The organism is Gordonia sp. ABKF26 (genome assembly GCF_041103195.1).
GTDB lineage: Bacteria > Actinomycetota > Actinomycetes > Mycobacteriales > Mycobacteriaceae > Gordonia > Gordonia terrae.
In genome coordinates, this window is the sequence record NZ_JBGCVZ010000003.1 from 5562086 (window position 1) to 5581432 (window position 19347).

Here is a 19347-nt window from a genome sequence, read left to right on the forward strand (position 1 = left end):
CATCGCGGGGCGGTAATCTCGACGCGATGTCGACGCCGCGAGCGGGCCGGTACGCGCCCTCCCCCTCCGGGGACCTCCACGTCGGCAACCTGCGGACCGCGCTCCTCGCGTGGCTCTTCGCGCGTACTACCGGCCGGCAGTTCCTGATCCGGATGGAGGATCTCGACCGCGCCGTCCCGGATGCCGACTCCCGCCAGCTGTCCGACCTCGCGGCCCTGGGCATGGACTGGGACCCGCCCGTCATCCATCAGACGGACCGGCTCGCCACATATCGCGCCGTCATCGCCGACCTCCGCGATGCCGGTCGCACCTTCGAGTGCTTCTGCACCCGCCGCGAGATCCTCGAGGCGCCGTCCGCGCCGCATGCGCCGCAGGGCGCCTATCCCGGTACATGCCGCGACCTCACCGCGGCCGAGCGCGACGAACGCCGCGCCACCCGACCACCCGCGATCCGGCTCCGCGCCGATGTCGAGGTGTTCGGCGTCGACGACCTGCTGCACGGCGCGTACTCGGGCGCGGTCGACGACTTCGTGTTGCAGCGCAACGACGGCACCCCGGCCTACAACCTGGCCGTGGTCGTCGACGACGCCGCGCAGGGTGTCGATCAGGTCGTCCGCGGCGACGATCTGCTGTCCTCGGCCCCGCGCCAGGCCTACCTGGCGACGCTGCTCGGATCGACCCCGCCGGTGTACGCCCACGTCCCGATGGTGCTGAACGCCAACGGGATACGGCTCAGCAAACGCGACGGCGCGGTCACCCTGTCCGACCTCGCGGACGAGGGCATCTCGACGTCGACAGTGCTGTCCCGCATCGCCCACTCGCTGGGCCTCGGGGGCCGGGACGAGCCCGTGACCCTCCCGCTGCTGGCCGGGCGTTTCGACCCGGCGGCGCTGCCGACCGAGCCGTGGTTCCTGACGTCCGACGAGTGGACCTAGCGGCACCCCTCCTACGCCGTGGTGGCCAGCAACCGCTGGAGCACGTCGTTGATCGTGATGAGCCCGACCGCGCGGCCGTCATCGGTGACCAGCGCGAGGTGGGCGCGCTGTTCCCGCATGGCGGTGAGCGTCTCGTAGACGGGCTGGCCCGACTCGACGCTGAGGACCGGACGCATGAGATCGGCCGCCGTGGCGCCCGGCGACGCGCTCAGACTGTCGCGGACGTGCACGACGCCGCGCACGGGCGCCGCCGATGCGTCGTCGCGGACGAGCAGTCGCAGGTGCCCCGAGGTCCGGCCCGCCGTCTGGATCTCATCGGTGTCCGCGGTCGGACCGACGGCGGCCAGATGGTCGTTGGGCGTCACGACGTCTCCGACGGTCAACGACTCCAGTTCCAGCGCACTCGTCAGGTGGGCATGGTACCGCTCGTCGAGCGTGCCCACGGTGGCCGAGTGCTCGACCAGATGTCGGAGGGCATCGCTGTCCTGCCCCGTCGCGACCTGATCGACGGCTTCGACGCCGACGCGCTTGAGGCACCAGTTGGCCAGGTTGTTGAGCTGGACGATGAACGGGCGGGTGACCCACATGAAGGCGCGCATCGGGATCGCCAGCATGATCGCCGACTTCTCGGGGTGGGCGATCGCCCACGACTTCGGCGCCATCTCGCCGACGACGAGGTGGAGGAACGTCACGATGATGAGGGCGAGGACGAAGCCGATCACATCGGCCGACCAGTACGGCAGCCCCCATCCCGCGAACAGCGGCGTGAGCCAGTAGTGCACGGCCGGTTTCGTGATCGAACCCAGTGCGAGCGTGCACACCGTGATACCGAGCTGCGATCCGGCGAGCAGTACCGACAGTTCCGATGCGCTGCGGAGTGCCGCGCGGGCGCTGCCGCTGGTCGCGGCCGCATCCTCGAGCCGGTGCCGCTTGGCGGCGATCAGTGCGAACTCGATCGCGACGAAGAAGGCGCTCGACGCGATCAGGGCCACTGTGATGGCCGTGATGACCCATGGGTTATCCATTGTCTCGCCCCTCTCCGCTCTCGGCCGGATTCTTCGCGTGCGTATGCGTCTCGTCTTGGGCAACGCTGATCGACAGCAGCGCGGGAACCCGCTTGTCCACTTCGAGCACCGTGGCCCGCACGGTGCGGGGTGGCGCCTCGTCGTCGTCGAGCAGGGTCGACGGGTCGGGTTCGATCGCGATCGTGACCGTGTCTCCAACCTCGGGCAGTCCGACGAACTCGGCGATCACCAGACCGGCCATCGTCTCGTAGTCGCCTTCGGGTAGGTCCCAGCCGACGGTCCGGGAGACCTCGTCGACATGTGCGTCGCCACGCACACGCCAGCCCTCGGGGATCTCCTCGATGGCGACGGTCGACTCGGGATCGTGTTCGTCGTCGATCTCGCCGACCAGTTCCTCGGCGATGTCCTCGGCGGTCACGACGCCGGCGAAGCCGCCGTACTCGTCGATGACCACCGCCATCTCGTCATGGGCGTCCGCGAGGTTCTCCAACACCTCGGGCAGCGGGAGCGTGGAGGGCACGACCACCGCCCGACGGCAGAGATCGACCGCGGTGGCGTTCTGATCAGCTTGCGGCGGTTGCTGTTTCAGCGCATGAGTCCACTCGAGCAGATCCTGCAGGTGGATCACGCCCCGCACCTCGTCGTCACCGCCGGCGAGTACGGGATAACGCGTGTGCCCGGTACTCATCAGGGTCAGCACGTCGCCGGCCGGCAGATCCGCATCGACATGATCGGTGTTCGGCCGCGGGATCATTGCGTGTTCTGCTGTGCGCGTAGGGAATTCGAGTACGCGGTCGAGCAGTACGGACAGATCGTCGGGTAGATCGCCGGCGTCCCGGGACTCGGCCACGATGTGCTCGAGATCGCGCACCGACGCCGAATGCTCGACGTCGTGGACGGGTTCGATGCGCAGCGCCCGGAGCAACAGGTTCGACGACTTGTCGAACAGGGCGATGAGCCAGCCGAACACGGCCAAATAGATCGTGGTCGAGCGAGCGAGCCACCGTGCGACCGGCTCGGGCCGGGCGATGGCGAGGTTCTTGGGGAACAGTTCACCGAAGACCATCTGCACGACGGTCGAGAAGATGATCGCGATGATCGTGCCGATCGCGACGCCCACACCGACCGGGATGCCGACGCCGCCGAGCAACTCCCCGACGCCGGAACCGATCAGCGGTTCGGCGACGTAACCGACGAGAAGGCCGGTGACGGTGATGCCCAGCTGCGCGCCGGAGAGCATGAAGGATGTGCGGCGGGTGACCGCGAGCGCGCGTTTCGCGGCAGCGTCACCGGCTTCGGCACGGGCTTTGAGGCGGGACCGGTCGACCGCCATGTAGCCGAATTCCTGGGCCACGAAGTAACCGGTGAGGGCGGTGATCAGAAAGACCACCAGGATTCCGAGTCCGATTCCGAGGAGGGTCAGCATGTGACCGCCCCGGTGCCGGTGCCGGGCGGAACACCCGGATGATTCAGTTCAGAACAGGGGGCCGACTGGTGTCGTCGGCGTTTTCGGCGCTTTCCGCGTCTCATCGTCTCTCTCGCTGGTGCTCGGCTGTTCCATACCGGGTGCCGAGCGCTGAGGCATGTGGGTAAATGTCCGGTATGTGGTCCCAACGTACCCAACGCGCCGCGAGTTCCGCGACACGCCCGGCGATGTCTTCCCACGGCCCCCGGGTCTACACCCACGTCCGATGACGTTCTCGTCGCTGCGCGAGCAGGTCGCCGAGGCCGCTCGACGGGTGGCCGCCGAAGGCCTCCTGATCGGCACCGCGGGCAACCTGTCGGCCCGCGCGGGCGACCACGTCGCCATCACCGGGACCGGGATCGTCCTCGCGGAATGTTCGGCAGCCGACGTCACGGTCGTGTCCCTCTCCGGCGACGTCGTCGACGGGATGATCGCCCCGTCCTCCGAGCTCGACCTGCACCTTCGCGTATACGAGCGAACGAGTGCCCAGGCGATCGTGCACACGCACGCACCCTTCGGCACCGCGGTTGCCTGTGTGAGCGGACTGACCTCGCTGCCGGTGCTGCACTATCAACAGCTCGGTCTCGGTGGCGCGATACCGATCGCCCCCTATGCGACGTTCGGCAGCCCGGAACTGGCGGAGATCGTCGCCGGCGCCCTGGTCGACACACAGGTCGCGCTGATGGCGAATCACGGTTCGGTGGCACGCGGTTCCAGCCTGGCCGACGCCGTGGCGAACGCCCTGCTGTTGGAATGGCTCGCCACGTTGTACCACCGGGCCAGCAGCATCGGCCGACCCCGAGAGCTGACCGCCGACGAACAACAGTCCACTGTCGCCCAGGCGATCCGACTGGACTACGGGACCCCCAAGGAGAACCGCACGTGACACCCTCCTCCGCGACGACCGCTCCCCTCACGATCGCGACCGTGGGCGTCCATGTGCTGGACATACATGTCGTCGGTATCGATTCCATCCCGGCGGGTTCCGACGGCGCGTTGGTCGAGTCCATCGGCTTTTCGGCGGCCGGTACCGCGGGCGGCACCGCGCTCGTGCTCAGCCGGTTGGGCGCCTCGGTCCGAACCCACGGCGCGATCGGCGGCGACCCGATCGGGCGATCGCTGACCGCGCTGCTCGACGCCGAGGGCGTCGACACGCGCGGCCTCGTGCTCAAGGACGGGGTCCAGACGTCGTCGTCGGTCATACCCGTGCGGCCCAACGGGGACCGGCCCGCGTGGCACTGCATCGGAGCCAATGCCCAGTTCGTCCTGGACGACCTCGCCTCGGGCGCGCTCGACGGGCTCGATCATCTGCACCTCGGCGGACCCGAATTCCTCGGCGGCCTGGTGGCCGCCGAACTCCTGGGCCGCGCCCGCGACCGCGGGATCACGACGTCGGCGGACCTGCTCTCCGGTGGCGACCCCGGGCTCCTCGAGTGGATCGGCGAGGCGCTTCCCCACCTCGACTACCTGCTGCCCAACGACGAGCAGACCCGCGGCCTGACCGGCTCCGACGACCTCGAGAACGGCGCACGAGCGCTCCTCGGGCTCGGCGTCGGATGTGTGGCACTCACCCGCGGCGCCGAGGGTGCGCTGGTCGTGACCGCCGACGACGCGATCGGGGTACCCGCGTTCCCGGTGGACGTCGTCGACACCACCGGGTGCGGTGACGCGTTCTCCGCCGGATTCCTCACCGGTCGGCTCCGCGGGCTCGATCTCGCCGACTCCGCCGAACTCGGTTGCGCTGTCGCCGCGCATGTCGCGCAGGGCATCGGAACCGCCGCGAACTCCTACGACCTCGCCGCGATCGAGACGTTCCGGCAATCCCGCGCCGCCACCTGAGCGTCGGCACCATCATGCCGTGGGCGGTGGACACACCGTGGTGGGTTCACGCCGCCAACTACACCGGGCACGAACCTCGCATGTTCTGCGTGATGTGTCGGGTCATCGGTGAGAGTTCTACATCAAGACATTGACTGCGAGATGGCCAGAGACACCAGACCGAATCGCACAGGAGTCGTCATCACCTCACCGTCGCACACGTCGACCTCATACCGGGCCTGTTGCTGCATGCCACGATGGCGAGGTGCGCAAAGAAGGAGACGCGTGGAACCACAACATCCACTACTACAACAAAGCCCTCGACGCCGCGCCGACGAACACACGCACTGCTCTTGACGTGGGCACTGGTGATGGACTCCTGGCGATTCGTCTCGCTGAGAAGTTCCCTGAGGTCACCGGTATCGATTCGGACGCCGAGAGCATCGCCCGTGCTCGGTCGAGCGCCCCGGCAGACATCACCTGGATCGCCGGGGATGTTCTGACTTACAAGCTGCCCGAAGCTCACTACGACCTCGTGGTCGCCGTCGCCACCGTTCATCATTTCCCTGAGCTTGCCGTCGGACTCGAGCGGCTGGCCGAACTCACCGCTGCCGGCGGCACCCTTGTTGTGATCGGCTGCGCCCGTAGCTCATCCGCGTATGATTTCGCCTGCGACCTGGTAGGAACGGCGCAGCACCAGGTCTTGTCTCGCACTCGCGGCTTCTGGCAGCACAATGCCCCTGTACGGATGCAGTTTCCGCATACCTTCGTCGAGGTCAGGCAGATCGCCGCCGCGGTACTTCCCGGTATGAAGTGGCGTCGACTACCACTGTGGCGATACTCGATCACCTGGCACAAACCGAGCCAGCGGCACAGAGAGCCGCCTGGCGGGGCGCTACCCGGACCGTGGGCATCCTACTTCGCCGAGGCCTGCAAATGTCATGTCGCAAGACATCGGTGACACTTCTGCATCACGACATCGGTGACAGTGTCAGCGATCCTGGTGGTGACACTTCTGCATCAACGGGTCAGGACTGACGATGCCCCCTTGCCGTGTTGGCGGTACGGAGCTGTCTGAGCGGAACACCCGAAAAGGGCATTGTGTGCGCACGTGCGCACATATATGGTTGAGGCTCGTCCAGTTCACTGCGGAGGGAGTCTTGCCGTGTGGGATGTGTTGCGCTACCGCACATATCGACGGTTGTTTACCGCGCAGGTCGTCGCGCTGGTCGGCACGGGCTTGCTCACCATCGCGCTAGGTCTGCTCGCGTTCACTATCGCCGGCAGCAATGCGGGGGCGGTGTTGGGCACTGCGCTGGCCATCAAGATGCTCGCTTACGTGGGCGTTGCTCCGGTAGTCACTGCACTGACCGAGCGGTTCCCACGCACGCGGGTCATGGTGAGCGCCGATCTGATCCGCGGCGGCATCGCTGTGTTGTTGCCCTGTGTCGATGACGTGTGGCAGATCTATGTCCTGATCTTCTTGTTGCAGGCCGCGTCAGCAACGTTCACCCCCACCTTCCAGGCGGTGATACCTGTCGTCCTCGAGCGCGAGGACGACTACACCAAAGGCTTGTCGCTGTCACGGCTCGCGTACGACCTCGAGGCAGTGATCAGCCCTGTACTCGCCGCGGCACTACTGACCGTCATCAGCTACAACCAGGTATTCCTCGCGACCTCGGTCGTATTCGCAATCTCGGCGATCCTCGTCGCGAGTTGCCCACTGCCACCTCAATCTTCGAACGGTCAGGCCCGGCAACCGCTGGTGAAACAGATCACCAAAGGCGCCCGCGTGATGGTGGCGCGGCGGCCGCTACGGGGCCTGCTGGCGCTCAACCTCGTGGTCGCCGCGGCCACCGGCATCGTCGTGGTGAACACCGTGGTCTACGTCCGCGGCATGCTCGGCGGATCCGAAGCAGGTGTGGCTATCGCGCTAACTTCCTATGGGGCGGGATCGATGATCATCGCCCTAGCACTCCCCAAACTTCTCACCACCAGCACCGACCGACAAGTGATGCTGGCCGGCGCCGCCGTTGTGCCCGCCGGGATGGTGCTGCTGTGCGTGCTCATCGCCACCGACCCTGCGCCTGGCATCGGTTGGGGATTGCTGATCCTCACCTGGGCAACCCTGGGCGCGGCGACCTCGCTGATCACCACCCCCTCCGCCAGGCTGCTGCGCGCATTCTCCTCCGACAGCAACCGCCCAGCGGTCTTCACCGCCCAATTCTCGCTCTCACACGCCTGTTTCCTGCTCACCTATCCCATTGCCGGATGGGTGGGAGCGGGCCCCGGTCAGCTCACTGCCGCGCTCGTTCTGGTCTGCCTGGCTACACTCGCAGCCATCACAGCCGCCACGCTGTGGCCGGCACACACTGAGTCCGACGTGCCGGCGGAGGCTGAAAGGTGAGCGTCATCAGTACCCGAGAGCGCAGCAGCGATCCAGCGGCAAGCCTGGCCCACCTCAACGAACCCGACGACACCCGCCTGGCGGTGGCCACCGAGACCTTCCGCATGCTCGCCGACCCCACCCGCCTGCACATCCTGTGGCTACTCGCACAAGCAGAAGCAGACGTCACCACCCTCACCGAGGCCTGCCACACCTCACGCACCGCCGTCAGCCAACACCTGGCCAAGCTCCGATTCACCGGCCTCGTTGCCAGCCGCCGAGACGGCCGCCGCGTCATCTACACCCTCGCCGACGGCCACCTCACCCGCCTCGTCCGCGAAGCCCTCAACCACGCAGACCACCAAGTCACCGGCGAAGCCCCCCACGACTGACGACCGCCACGAGCGTTATCTGCTCGTGGCCTGGTTCAGCGCCTCTTCGAGGTCGTCGATCGAGGTGGGTTCCAGCAGGATGATGCGCACGATCTGCCCGAGAGCTTCGCGCCGACATGCTGACGCACAGCGAATCTGAACATGGCGACGTGATTCGCGGTGTGCAACCACGGGTCCGGCTGAGACACGTTGTGGGCGCGCTCGAGGTGATGCCACCGCTGCTCGGCCACCTCGGTGACGGCCGCCGCTGCCATCTCTGACTAGTAGAGGCCACGGGCGGCGTCACTGATGCGAGCCATTGCCAGCCCCCTCGGCGCAGCACGAGCACCGATGGTCCTGACCGCCGGTCTCGCCGGCACCGGCGAGCTGGCCGACAGGGGCGCAGCAGGCATCGCCCTTCCACGCGTTGATGCCCTCACGCACGGCGATCGCCGCGATCACCAAGGCGGCGATCGGATCGGCCCACGACCAGCCGAACAGGCTGTTGAGCAGCAAACCGACCAGCAGCACCGCCGACAGATACGTGCACAACAGGGTTTGCTTGGAGTCGGCCACCGCACTCAATGAACCGAGCTCGCGCCCTGCGCGGCGTTCAGCCCATGACAAAAGCGGCATAATCGCCAAACTGACCGCGGCCAACGCGATGCCGATCGAGGAATGCTCGGCGTCGCCACCCACGCCCAGCAACGTGCGGATCGAGTCGACGCTCACGTACGCCGCCAGCGCGAAGAACGAGAACGCGATGATCCGTAGCGCGACCTTCTCCCGCCGTTCGGGATCTTTGCCGGCGAATTGCCAGGCAACCGCCGCGGCCGAGGACACCTCGATCACCGAATCCAGGCCAAAGCCGATCAGCGCGCCCGAGGAGACCCGGGCACCCTCGCTGATCGCGATGACGGCTTCGATCACGTTGTAGGTGATGGTTGCCGCGACAAACCAGCGGATGCGGCGCTGCAGCAGCTCGCGCCGCTCCACGCTCAACGACGGGCGTCCCACACTCGGTAGGCCCAATTCCGCGGACATCAGCAGCACCCCTGGTCGTCGGACTCGGGACAGCACGCCGGGTCGACCGCCAACACCAACCCGAGCAGATCATCGAGCGCATGCCCAATCCGACTGTCAGCCAGCTCATATCGACTGCGCCGCCCCTGCGGCACCACAACCACCAAACCGCATCCGCGTAGGCAGGCCAGATGATTCGACAACACCTGCCGCGACACCCCGATTTCCTCGGCCAACTCCGCCGGATACGCCCCACCGTGCCGCAGCCGCAACAACACCTGCGTTCGCGTCGAATCCGACAAGGCGTAACCGAAACGAGTCAGGGCGTCGCGCTGACTCACAGCAACCGTCTCCACACACGAGACGATACATAAATTCCTGTATTCAGGTAACCCTGTACGGCGCGTGGCCGAGACGTCGTTTCAGTGTGCGCACCACCTCGACTTCACGCCAGGTACTACCGGGACTGCCACAGGGAGCCGACGCGCCCGATTCTTGTGTTCCCACACCGTCACCGTGGTCTCAGTTCGAGGTGCGACAGTCGATGCCCAGGCGATGACTGTCAACGAACTCATCGATCCTGTTGTGCGGCCAGCAATCTCACAGTGGCCTGATGATGCACCGCGCGGTGGGCTCGCATGTGTCCTCCGGTGAAACCACCGATGCCGCGATCACCGTGTTCGACAAGGCCTTGCCGCCCATGGCGCACCCCGGCGACTGCTCTCCGACAACGGGCCCGCGTTCAACCCCTCGCACCGGGGTCGCATAGGTCAACTCGTAGCCAAAACCCGCGGAATTCCCTTGACTCGAACACATATTCGAGTACAGTGGAGTCATGTCATCGGGGGCGGGGGCCGGATCCACCACATCGGTGGACCCATCACAGCACTCCGTCGAACCGCGCCTTCGTCCCGACAATGAACTCTCCGCCGCCGAACTCGTCGAGGTCTTGAATCATTGCGCCGGCCTGGCGGCCGCGTCTGCGTATCGAATGATGACCGTTGCCAGTCTCATTCACGACGAACGCGAAATGGACTACACCCAGCGGCGCGCTGAGGTGCACACCGGCGAACTCGACTCCATCGAAGCCTTCGACGCCCTGTCGGCACGCGTCGCCGCCGGGGAGAACCCGTACGAGCAGTTCGGCCCGACCGGCCTCGAACAGGCCATCGCCGAAGTCGGCGCCACCCTCACGGTCACCCCGGCCGAAGCGAAAGAACTCATCGAGGCCGGCGACGCACTGCGCTACCGGCTCGCGTTCACCGGACACGCACTCGCCTGCGGTCGAATCGACAAGCGCCGCTTCCTGATCGCCCTCAAGCGCACCGAACTGATCACCGACGACGAAGAAATGCAGACCGTCGACGCCCACCTCGCCGAAGCGATCTTCGCCCGAGCACCGATGTCGACCACCCGCTTCACCGCCATGGTCGACGCGATCGTCGCGACATGGGCACCCGAGGCGATCCGGCGACGCAAGGAACGGGTGACCAAAGACCGCAAGGTGACCGTCACCCCCGATCGGTTCACGCCCGGACAGTCCCGGATCTCCGGCACGCTCCCCGTCGCCGACGCTGCCGAGTTCGACGCCCGCCTCTCGTCGATGGCCGGCGACGTCCACGCCGGCGATCCACGAACCTTGCCCGAGCGCCGCGCCGACGCCCTCAAAGCACTAGCCCGCAGCCAAACGTCGATCGCCTGCCAGTGCCACGACTGCACCAATGCCGCAACCGAATCCGACAACGCAGCGGTTCAGGACATCGACGACACACGTCGTGTCGACGAGGCACCAGTCGCCGACCCGCCCGGGCCGACCGCCTCCCCGTCGCCATCACAGGCTCCGCGCGCGACCTTTCACATCGTGGTGAACCTGTCGACGCTGATCGGCCTCGACGACGACCCCGCGTTCCTCGACCGGCTCGGCATCGTCGACGCCGACACCGCCCGAACCCTCCTCGCCGAAGCCCGACGCACCTACATCCAGCCGGCACCGGCCGACGCCGGCCCGCCAGTGGCAACCACCGACCCGGCGTCCCGATACACCCCATCGAAGAAGCTGCAGGCGTTGGTGCGTGCAGGAGAACTGTGCTGCACCTTCCCCGGCTGCAATGCGCCGGTGTGGCAGATCGATCTCGATCACACCGACCCGTTCGACCACACCGACCCACGACGCGGCGGACCGACCGATGCGCGCAATCTGAAACCGCTGTGCCGGTTCCACCACCGAATCAAGACCTTCACCAGCTGGCAGGACCACCAGGACGACTTCCTGACGGCCTGGTTCACCACACCCACCGGGCACATGTTCGTCGGCAACGCCTTCAGCGGGCGGGACCTGTTCAACCGACTCGCCCCGAGACGGCCACCCGATCACCCCGCCCGTGCCGAACTGAAACGGTTACGCGACAACGACTTCCGACGCCAGCAGCGCGCCGAGAAACGCTGGAACGACGCCAACCCACCGCCCTTCTGAACACCGCCGTCACCGACGCGGTGGGCGAAGTCATGCGTCGCGCGACGCCCCGTAATAGCGGCGAAGGAATTCGTCGCGGTACTCGGTGTACGTGCCGTTCTCGATGGCCTCGCGGGCCCGGTCGACGAGCGTGACGATGAAGGACACGTTGTGCAGTGTGGCGAGGGTCGGGCCGAGTCCTTCCTTCGCCTTGAACAGATGGTGCAGATATGCGCGGCTGTACTGCGACGTGTAGTTCTCGACCTCGGGGTCGAGCGGACGGAAGTCGCTGCGGTACTTGGCGTTGGTGACGTTGTACCGGCCGTCGAGTGAGTAGATGGCACCGTTGCGGGCGACCCGCGTCGGCGACACACAGTCGAAGGTGTCCACCCCGTTCTCGATGGCGGTGAAGATGTCGTCCGGTTCACTGATCCCGAGCAGGTGTTTCGGCGAGTCCTCCGGCAGTTCGTCGTTCACCCATCCGACTATCGTGCCGAGGTTGTCCTTCTCGAGCGCCCCGCCGATGCCGTAGCCGCCGAACCCCTTTCCGCCGGCCCCGCGATCCGCCTCGCTGAGGGCGACGAGGTCGCGAGCCGCCTTGCGCCGCAGATCCTCGTACTGGGCACCCTGGATGACACCCCACAGGGCCTGCTGCGGCCGATGAGCGCGCTCGACGCTCAACCGGTTGTGTTCGTCGAGGCACCGGATCGCCCACAGCCGGGTCCGCTCCAACGAATTCACCTGATAGTCGCGGGTGTTCATCAGCGTGGTGAGTTCGTCGAAGGCGAAGATGATGTCGGCGCCCAGCTGGTGTTGGATCTGCATCGACACCTCCGGGGTGAAGCGATGCGTCGAGCCGTCCAGGTGCGACTTGAAGGTCACCCCGTCGTCGTCGACCCGCGACAGCCGTTCCTTGCCGTTGGCGGTCAGGTCGTCGTCGGGGGTGCCGGTGGCCTCCATCGAGATGACTTTCTTGAATCCCGCACCGAGCGACATCACCTGGAATCCGCCGCTGTCGGTGTAGGTGGGTCCTCGCCAGTTCATGAACGCGCCGAGCCCGCCCGCGGCGTCGATGATCTCCGGACCCGGCTGCAGGTACAGGTGGTAGGCGTTGGCGAGCACCGCCTGGGCGCCGAGGGCCGAGACCGATTCCGGCAGTACCGTCTTGACCGTCGCCTTGGTACCGACGGGCACGAACGCCGGGGTGTGGATCGGCCCGTGCGGCGTGGTGATCGTCCCCGTGCGCCCGCGGGTGCCGGGCAGGGTGGTGCCGATGGCGTACGTGGGGTCGGCGAGTTCGGTTCCGGTACTGCTCACGTCCTGCATCTTCGCAGGTCCAGCGCGCCCGCCCAAACCGGCGCGGGTGGCGATGACCTGTTCGGAGCGCGCCACCCCATTCGCTACCGTGGGGAACCATGTCGCGCAGAACTCGTCCCACCGGTGCCACCACGAGCCGCCCTCGCCGAACGATCAAGGTCGCCGCGACGGCCGTCGGACTCGCCGCGGCGATGTCGACGCTCCTGGCGTGCGGCGCGGAACAGGACGTGACCACCGCCTCGTCGACCACCCAGGCCGGCGCTGCGGAGTCCGTACCGCAGTCGGCCGAACAACCCGCCACGTCGCCCCCGGTGGTCCCTGGTCGCAAGCCCGTGTCGTCGACGCCGACCTCCAGCGCAGTCGCATCCGACGACTCCGACACCTCCTGCGGCACGATCCCCGGCCCCGACGGCTCGTTGCGGGTCATGGTGCTCGCCGGCGACGTGGCCTGCGACTCGGCGCGCACCATCGCCACCCAGTACGGACCGAAGATCACCACCGGCCAGCAGCAGTCGATCGCCGGCTGGACCTGCGCGCCGTCGCAACTCGAGGGCGTCCTCGCCGCCTGTCAGAAGGGCACCGCGGTCATCGGCTTCGCACCGTGAACACGACGACAGCCCGAACCCTCCACACTTGACCCTCACGCGACGTCAGGCAGCAGGGTAGGTCCCGTGAGCGAGGAAAAGCGCACCGAGAGCGACAACGTCCGCGATCTGACCGTGGGTGTCGTCGCCGGGCTGGTGGGGGTAAGCGTCCGCACCCTGCATCACTACGACCAGATCGGTCTGGTGGTGCCGTCCGGCCGGACGCCGGCCGGGTACCGCGTGTACGACGACACCGACGTCGAACGACTCCACCAGGTACTCACCTACCGTGAGCTGGGCTTTTCCCTCGAGCAGATAGCGACCCTGCTCGACGACCCCGATGCGGACCCGCTGAGTCATCTCCATACCCAGCGCGAGATCCTCACCGGCCGGATCGATCGCCTGCTCCGGATGGTCGCAGCACTGGAGGAGATGATGAACGCCAAGAAGAAGGGCATCACCCTGTCGGCGGCCGACCAGGCCGAGATCTTCGGAGACGACTGGCCCGGCGAGGAGTACGCCGCCGAAGCCGAGGAACGCTGGGGAAACACCGAGGCATGGACACAAAGCCGGCAGCGGACCGCCCAGTATTCCAAGGAGGACTGGCAACGGATCAAGGACGAGACCGACGATCTCGAGCGCCGTCTGGCCGAGGCGATGCGTCGCGACGTGACACCCGGTTCGGCGGAGGCCAACGCGCTCGCCGAGGAGCACCGGGCTCAGATCGGTCGCTTCTACGACTGCGACCACGCCATGCAGGTCTGCCTCGCCGACATGTACGTCGCGGACCCGCGGTTCACCGAGCACTATGACGAACACGCGCCCGGGCTCGCCGTCTACCTGCGAGAGGTGATCCGAGCCAACGCGACGCAACAGTGACCGATGCCGGGCACGGTCGTCGAACGCCGGAGGATGAGTTCGACGACCGTGCGTCGGCGGTTCACTCACGTAGCGCTCCGAAAGTGGTCCGGTTCGACTAACTTCGGTGCACATGACCACCGACCCGGGCGTTCACAACCAGTCCGGTGGCGCCCGCGCCACCACCAACATCGGCGATGCGATGACCCTGCGCACCGTCTTCACCCGCGATGGAGAGGCCACCGACCTCCCCAAGTTCGCGCTGGGTGACTCGATGTTGTTGCCCGAGACGGCATATCAGATCGTCCACGACGAGGCGATGCTCGACGGCAATGCTCGCCTCAACCTCGCGACCTTCGTATCCACGTGGATGGACGACGAGGCGCAGAAGCTGTACGCGGAGACCGTCGACAAGAACATGATCGACAAGGACGAGTATCCGCAGACGGCGGCCATCGAGGACCGGTGCTGGCGCATCCTCGCCGACCTGTGGCACAACCCGGACGTCGACAACGCGATCGGCACCTCCACGATCGGTTCGTCGGAGGCGTGCATGCTCGGTGGACTCGCCCTCAAGCGGCACTGGCAGACCCGACGCCGTGCCGAGGGCAAGTCGACCGAGAACCCCAACATCGTTCTCTCGACCGCGGTCCAGGTGTGCTGGGAGAAGTTCTGCAACTACTTCGAGGTCGAGCCGAAATGGGTGCCCATCAGCCCCGACCACCTCGTGCTCGACGGCCACGAACTCGAGAAGTACGTGGACGAGAACACCATCGGCGTCGTCGCCATCATGGGTCAGACCTACACGGGCATGTACGAGCCGGTGACCGCGATCGCGGCGAAGCTGGACGAGATCCAGGCCGAGACCGGCCTCGACGTCAAGATCCACATCGACGGGGCGTCGGGTGCCATGATCGCCCCCTTCTGCCAGCCGGATCTCGAGTGGGATTTCCGCGTCGATCGGGTGGTCTCGATCAACACCTCCGGCCACAAGTACGGGCTGGTCTATCCCGGTGTCGGATGGATCGTGTGGCGCAACACCGACGCGTTGCCGGAGAGCATGGTGTTCCACTGCTCCTACCTCGGCGGCGACATGCCGACGCTCGCGCTCAACTTCTCGCGCCCCGGCGCCCAGGTCCTGTTGCAGTACTACATGTTCCTGCGACTCGGCCGCGACGGCTTCACCCAGGTCCAACAGGGCTCTCTTGATGTGGCGCAATGGCTTTCCGGCCAGATTTCCCAGATCGACGGTCTCGAGCTGGTCAGCAAGGGCGACACCATTCCGGTCTTCGCCTGGAAACTGAAGGCCGGGCACAGCGAGAACTGGAATCTCTACGACCTGTCCGACCGGCTACGCATGAAGGGCTGGCTGGTACCCGCCTACCCGATGGCCGACGACCTCGCCGACCTGACCGTCCAGCGAATCGTCGTGCGCGCCGGGCTGAGTCACGACCTCGCCCGAGCCCTCATCGCCGACATCCGGGCCGAGGTCGACTTCCTCAATCGTCTCGAGAGCCCGATGCCTCGCGAAGGGGACGGGTCACACTTCCACCACTGACCCTGCCGGTTGAGCTTGTCGAAACCTCAGTCCAGCAGCGCCTGCGCCACCCGTTCGAGTGCGGCGACCCGGCTGCCCTTGACCAGGACCGCGGTCCCCTCGTCGAGGGCGCCGAGTTCGGCCGTCACGCCGTCGACGTCGGACACGTGCCGGGCGGTGTCGCCGTAGCCGGTCTCGGCGACGGCGATGACCTCGATCCCGAGGTCTCGGGCCTCGAGCGCGATCGCCTGATGTTGGGCCGCCGAATCGGCGCCGAGTTCGGCCATGGTGCCGAGTACCGCCACGCGTCGGGTCGCGGCCAGGGCGGCCAGCGACCGCAGCGCGGCCGACATCGACGTCGGATTCGCGTTGTAGGCGTCGTTCAGCACGACGACGCCGCTCGATGATGTGGCGAGTTCCATTCGCAGGCCGGACAATTGCGCTCCGAGCAGGCCGGTCGCGATGTCGTCGACGGCGACCCCGAGACCCCCACCCGCAGCCGCGGCGGCCAACGCGTTGGGGACCTGATGCTCGCCGCGGGCACCCAACCGCACGTCGGTCGAACCCCACGGGGTGTGCAGTCGGAACGACGCGCGCAACTCGTCGTCCATCACGATGTCGGATGCGTACACATCGGCATCCGGCGAGAGTCCATATCGCAGGACGCGCGCCGAGGTGCGATCCGCCATCGCGGCGACATACCGATGGTCGGCGTTGAGCACCGCGATCCCGTCGGCCGGGAGCGATTCCACCAGTTCACCTTTCGCGCGCGCGACGGACTCGATGTCTCCGAACAGCTCCAGGTGCACACCTTCGACGCGCGTGATGACGCCGACCGTCGGACTGCCGATGGAGCACAGCAGGTCGATGTGTCCGATCCCGCGCGCACCCATCTCGAGGACCACCGCCTCCACGTCGTCGGCGGCCGCCGCGAGGGTGATCGGGAGTCCGAGCTCGTTGTTGAACGACCTCTCGCTGGCCGCGGTCCGGTAGGTGGTGCTCAGCACCCCGGCGAGCAGGTCCTTGGTCGAGGTCTTGCCGACAGACCCGGTGATGCCCACCACGCGGTCGGGAATCCGGGCGCGGACGGCCCGCCCGAGGTCGGCGAGCGCGAGCGCGGTGTCGGGGACACGGATCGCGGTCCCACCGACCGGATCGGTTCGCGACGTGAGGTAGGCGGTGGCACCGCCGTCGAGGGCCGCCGGGATGAAGTCGTGGCCGTCGCGCTCGGCGACGATCGGTACGAACAGCTGTCCCGGCCGGACGCTCCGCGAGTCGATGCTCGCCCCGTCGATCTGCACGTCGGGGCCGAGAAGCTCCCCGCCCACGGCCTCCGCGACCTCACTCGCTCTGAAATGCACGGTCTCACGCTAGCCGACGGGCCTGCCCTGCCGGCTGAGCCGCCGACGAGCACAGGGCCGTATCGTGACAGGCATGTCTTCTCGGCTGTTGCGTCTGGTGGTCCTCTTTGGTGGAGTCTCCGCCGAGCACGATGTGTCGCGGGTCACAGCCGCGCATGTCCTGGCCGCGGCCGATCGGAACAAGTACGACCTGGTCCCCATCGGCATCGCCAAGGACGGGACCTGGCTACGCAACGACAAGGCGATCGCGGCCATCGCCGACGGGACGCCACTCCCCGACACGCTCGAGGTCGCCGGGACCGTCGTCGACCCGCTCACCGAACTGCGCGGTCACGCGGACGAGGCCATCACGGTCGTCCTTCCGCTTCTGCACGGACCGCACGGCGAGGACGGCACCATCCAGGGCATGCTCGAGCTGTTCAAGCTGCCGTACGTGGGCGCGGGAGTGCTGTCGTCGGCGGTCTGCATGGACAAGGCGATGGCGAAGATCGTCGCCGAGCAGGCGGGCATCCCGCAGTGCCGCTGGGTCGAGTTCCGCGACGGCGTCGACGACCCGGAGACGATCACCGGCCGGGCGATCGACGCCCTGGGGCTTCCGGTCTTCGTCAAACCCGCGAACCTCGGCTCGTCTGTCGGCATCACCAAGGCCCACGACGAGGCCGAACTCGACGCGGCGGTGAATCTCGCGCTCCGCTACGACAACGTGGTCATCATCGAAGAGGCCGTGACCGGGCGCGAGATCGAGGTCGCCGTTCTCGGCGACACCGCGCCCGAGACCTCGGTGCCGGGGGAGATCAAGCCGGGGAGCGAGTTCTACGACTACGAGGACAAGTACGTCACCGGTGCCGCCCAGCTGGTCATCCCCGCCCCGGTGTCCGACGCTGCGGCCGCCGAGGTTCGCGAACTCGCGGCGAAGACGTTCACCGCGATGCGATGCTCCGGCATGGCCCGCGTCGACTTCTTCTACGAGGAGTCCGGCCGCGGCTGGCTGCTCAACGAGGTCAACACCATCCCGGGATTCACCCCGGGGTCGATGTATCCCAAACTGTGGGAAGCGACCGGAGTTCCCTACCCCGATCTGATCGATTCGCTGGTCACCTTCGCACTCGAGGTGCACCGACGCCGCGTGGGGTTCTCCACCGAGCACTGACCCCGCGCTCCGTGGCGGCCGCGCGGCGCCCGCATGTTTTCCACAGATCCGGAGGGTGGCGGGTTGTAGCATCACACCCGTGACCCACTCCCAGTCTGCGCGGGCCCTGCGGGTGCTGGTCTATTCCGACGACGCGCAGACCCGCGCCCAGGTCATCGGTGCGATCGGCAGCCACCCGGATCCCGGCATCCCACCCGTCAGCTACATCGAGGTCGCCACGGCCCCAATGGTGTTCGCACAGCTCGACGCCGGTGTCGTCGATGCCGTGATCGCCGACGGCGAGGCCACCCCGGCCGGCGGCATGGGCCTGGCCAAGCAGATGAAGGACGAACTCGACCCCGCTCCGCCGGTGCTCGTCCTCCTCGGGCGCGCCGATGACCGATGGCTCGCGGACTGGTCCCGCGCCGATGCCGTGGCCGTCCTGCCCGTCGACCCGATCGCCCTTCCACGCGCGTTCGTCGACATGATCGGAAACGCCGAACTCTAGAAAACAGTGACTCGCGCCACACACTCACCTAGGCTTGTGTTGCAGCTTACATTCGTACTGGCGGACCAGATCGGCCGGCGGCGCGGATAGGACGAACACCCGGGCCGGCCGCACCGAACAAGTGCACTCCGGTCGCCACAAGCGAGGAGGGGTCCGCGCTTTGAACGCCTACGTCCCGATCATGGTCCTCGGGGCAATCGGCGTGGCGTTTGCCGTTTTCAGCGTCTTCATCGGCATCGCGATCGGCCCGAAACGGTACAACCGCGCCAAACTCGAGCCCTACGAGTGCGGCATCGAGCCGGTCGAACAGAGCCTGCTCTACCCGACGCGTCGCACCGCGGGCGGCACGGTGGCAACCGGCTCCATCCAGCGCGTGCCGGTCAAGTACTACCTCACCGCGATGCTCTTCATCATCTTCGACATCGAGATCGTGTTCCTCTACCCATGGGCTGTCGCATTCGACTCACTCGGGTGGTTCGGTCTCATGGCCATGCTCCTGTTCATCGTCAACGTGTCCGTCGCCTACGCCTACGAATGGCGTCGCGGCGGACTGAGTTGGGACTGAGAGCTTTTCACCG

The 19347-nt window shown here is 67.0% G+C and carries 19 protein-coding genes and 1 pseudogene; 13 read left to right on the forward strand and 7 right to left on the reverse strand.

All coding sequences use genetic code 11. The features are described 5' to 3' along the window. Positions 1-26: 26 nt before the first annotated feature. Positions 27-935 carry a tRNA glutamyl-Q(34) synthetase GluQRS gene (gene gluQRS, locus AB4Z55_RS25890; RefSeq protein ID WP_369520929.1) on the forward strand — a complete coding sequence of 303 codons (909 nt, stop codon included), beginning with the start codon at positions 27-29 and terminating at the stop codon, positions 933-935. 11 nt (positions 936-946) lie between these two features. Here the strand turns inward: gluQRS and AB4Z55_RS25895 are convergent, their stop codons facing one another. Both AB4Z55_RS25895 and AB4Z55_RS25900 read right to left on the reverse strand, forming a co-directional pair. Then, on the reverse strand, positions 947-1960 hold the full coding sequence (locus AB4Z55_RS25895) for a hemolysin family protein (protein ID WP_004021573.1): 1014 nt from the start codon (positions 1958-1960) through the stop codon (positions 947-949). After that, entirely contained in the window at positions 1953-3386 is a 1434-nt protein-coding gene (locus AB4Z55_RS25900; RefSeq protein ID WP_239401999.1) for a hemolysin family protein, read from the reverse strand. Before AB4Z55_RS25900 ends, AB4Z55_RS25895 begins: the two co-directional genes overlap by 8 nt. A 265-nt stretch (positions 3387-3651) precedes the next feature. On the opposite strand from AB4Z55_RS25900, the gene AB4Z55_RS25905 reads away from it, so the two are divergent. The 5 genes from AB4Z55_RS25905 (at position 3652) to AB4Z55_RS25925 (ending at position 8021) form a co-directional block, all read left to right on the forward strand. Then, positions 3652-4311 (forward strand): class II aldolase/adducin family protein, encoded by a 660-nt coding sequence (locus AB4Z55_RS25905; protein ID WP_369520930.1) that lies wholly within the window; start codon positions 3652-3654, stop codon positions 4309-4311. After that, entirely contained in the window at positions 4308-5264 is a 957-nt protein-coding gene (locus tag AB4Z55_RS25910) for a sugar kinase (protein ID WP_354561471.1), read from the forward strand. Before AB4Z55_RS25905 ends, AB4Z55_RS25910 begins: the two co-directional genes overlap by 4 nt. 244 nt (positions 5265-5508) lie before the next feature. Next, positions 5509-6204, forward strand: coding sequence for a class I SAM-dependent methyltransferase (locus AB4Z55_RS25915; protein ID WP_354561473.1), 696 nt, complete (start codon positions 5509-5511; stop codon positions 6202-6204). A gap of 204 nt (positions 6205-6408) precedes the next feature. Then, positions 6409-7650 (forward strand): MFS transporter, encoded by a 1242-nt coding sequence (locus AB4Z55_RS25920; protein ID WP_354561474.1) that lies wholly within the window; start codon positions 6409-6411, stop codon positions 7648-7650. A 44-nt stretch (positions 7651-7694) separates the two neighbouring features. Next, a complete protein-coding gene (locus AB4Z55_RS25925; protein WP_248645707.1) occupies positions 7695-8021 on the forward strand; it encodes a metalloregulator ArsR/SmtB family transcription factor in 327 nt (108 codons plus the stop codon). 75 nt (positions 8022-8096) lie between these two features. Here AB4Z55_RS25925 and AB4Z55_RS25930 read toward each other — a convergent pair. The 3 genes and pseudogenes from AB4Z55_RS25930 to AB4Z55_RS25940 all read right to left on the reverse strand — a co-directional run. After that, positions 8097-8275, reverse strand: a pseudogene (locus tag AB4Z55_RS25930) (DUF3703 domain-containing protein); the annotation flags it as partial. Positions 8276-8303: 28 nt separating this feature from the next. Next, positions 8304-9044 (reverse strand): cation transporter, encoded by a 741-nt coding sequence (locus AB4Z55_RS25935; RefSeq protein WP_248644412.1) that lies wholly within the window; start codon positions 9042-9044, stop codon positions 8304-8306. After that, positions 9044-9379, reverse strand: a complete 336-nt coding sequence (locus AB4Z55_RS25940; protein WP_248644411.1) for a helix-turn-helix transcriptional regulator — start codon at positions 9377-9379, stop codon at positions 9044-9046. The genes AB4Z55_RS25935 and AB4Z55_RS25940 overlap by 1 nt, the downstream gene beginning before the upstream one ends. 479 nt (positions 9380-9858) lie before the next feature. Between AB4Z55_RS25940 and AB4Z55_RS25945 the strand changes: the two genes are divergently transcribed. After that, complete coding sequence (locus tag AB4Z55_RS25945; protein ID WP_369520931.1) at positions 9859-11496, forward strand: DUF222 domain-containing protein; 1638 nt, start codon at positions 9859-9861, stop codon at positions 11494-11496. A gap of 30 nt (positions 11497-11526) precedes the next feature. On the opposite strand, the gene tgt is transcribed toward AB4Z55_RS25945, so the two are convergent. After that, positions 11527-12801, reverse strand: a complete 1275-nt coding sequence (gene tgt / locus AB4Z55_RS25950; protein WP_101820737.1) for a tRNA guanosine(34) transglycosylase Tgt — start codon at positions 12799-12801, stop codon at positions 11527-11529. An 89-nt stretch (positions 12802-12890) separates the two neighbouring features. On the opposite strand from tgt, the gene AB4Z55_RS25955 reads away from it, so the two are divergent. The 3 genes from AB4Z55_RS25955 to AB4Z55_RS25965 all read left to right on the forward strand — a co-directional run bounded on the left by AB4Z55_RS25955 (position 12891) and on the right by AB4Z55_RS25965 (position 15792). After that, entirely contained in the window at positions 12891-13397 is a 507-nt protein-coding gene (locus AB4Z55_RS25955) for a hypothetical protein (protein WP_051987100.1), read from the forward strand. A 66-nt stretch (positions 13398-13463) separates the two neighbouring features. Beyond that, positions 13464-14255 (forward strand): MerR family transcriptional regulator, encoded by a 792-nt coding sequence (locus tag AB4Z55_RS25960; protein ID WP_369520932.1) that lies wholly within the window; start codon positions 13464-13466, stop codon positions 14253-14255. A 112-nt stretch (positions 14256-14367) separates the two neighbouring features. Beyond that, positions 14368-15792, forward strand: a complete 1425-nt coding sequence (locus tag AB4Z55_RS25965) for a glutamate decarboxylase (protein WP_248644408.1) — start codon at positions 14368-14370, stop codon at positions 15790-15792. A 26-nt stretch (positions 15793-15818) separates the two neighbouring features. Here the strand turns inward: AB4Z55_RS25965 and murF are convergent, their stop codons facing one another. Further along, positions 15819-17132: a UDP-N-acetylmuramoyl-tripeptide--D-alanyl-D-alanine ligase gene (gene murF / locus AB4Z55_RS25970; RefSeq protein WP_248644407.1), complete on the reverse strand. Its 1314-nt coding sequence runs from the start codon at positions 17130-17132 to the stop codon at positions 15819-15821. Between the two features lie 73 nt (positions 17133-17205). On the opposite strand from murF, the gene AB4Z55_RS25975 reads away from it, so the two are divergent. From AB4Z55_RS25975 to AB4Z55_RS25985, 3 genes are all read left to right on the forward strand, one after another. Beyond that, positions 17206-18282 carry a D-alanine--D-alanine ligase family protein gene (locus AB4Z55_RS25975; protein ID WP_004021561.1) on the forward strand — a complete coding sequence of 359 codons (1077 nt, stop codon included), beginning with the start codon at positions 17206-17208 and terminating at the stop codon, positions 18280-18282. A gap of 79 nt (positions 18283-18361) precedes the next feature. After that, positions 18362-18769: a hypothetical protein gene (locus AB4Z55_RS25980; protein WP_004021560.1), complete on the forward strand. Its 408-nt coding sequence runs from the start codon at positions 18362-18364 to the stop codon at positions 18767-18769. Positions 18770-18929: 160 nt separating this feature from the next. Beyond that, positions 18930-19334, forward strand: coding sequence for an NADH-quinone oxidoreductase subunit A (locus AB4Z55_RS25985; RefSeq protein WP_004021559.1), 405 nt, complete (start codon positions 18930-18932; stop codon positions 19332-19334). Positions 19335-19347 lie beyond the last annotated feature (13 nt).

Coding starts and splice junctions, on each gene's coding strand:
- gluQRS (WP_369520929.1), top strand. CDS start 27: ATGTCGACGCCGCGAGCGGGCCGGTACGCGCCCTCCCCCTCCGGGGAC.
- AB4Z55_RS25895 (WP_004021573.1), bottom strand. CDS start 1,960: ATGGATAACCCATGGGTCATCACGGCCATCACAGTGGCCCTGATCGCG.
- AB4Z55_RS25900 (WP_239401999.1), bottom strand. CDS start 3,386: ATGCTGACCCTCCTCGGAATCGGACTCGGAATCCTGGTGGTCTTTCTG.
- AB4Z55_RS25905 (WP_369520930.1), top strand. CDS start 3,652: ATGACGTTCTCGTCGCTGCGCGAGCAGGTCGCCGAGGCCGCTCGACGG.
- AB4Z55_RS25935 (WP_248644412.1), bottom strand. CDS start 9,044: ATGTCCGCGGAATTGGGCCTACCGAGTGTGGGACGCCCGTCGTTGAGC.
- AB4Z55_RS25945 (WP_369520931.1), top strand. CDS start 9,859: ATGTCATCGGGGGCGGGGGCCGGATCCACCACATCGGTGGACCCATCA.
- tgt (WP_101820737.1), bottom strand. CDS start 12,801: ATGCAGGACGTGAGCAGTACCGGAACCGAACTCGCCGACCCCACGTAC.
- AB4Z55_RS25955 (WP_051987100.1), top strand. CDS start 12,891: ATGTCGCGCAGAACTCGTCCCACCGGTGCCACCACGAGCCGCCCTCGC.
- AB4Z55_RS25965 (WP_248644408.1), top strand. CDS start 14,368: ATGACCACCGACCCGGGCGTTCACAACCAGTCCGGTGGCGCCCGCGCC.
- AB4Z55_RS25975 (WP_004021561.1), top strand. CDS start 17,206: ATGTCTTCTCGGCTGTTGCGTCTGGTGGTCCTCTTTGGTGGAGTCTCC.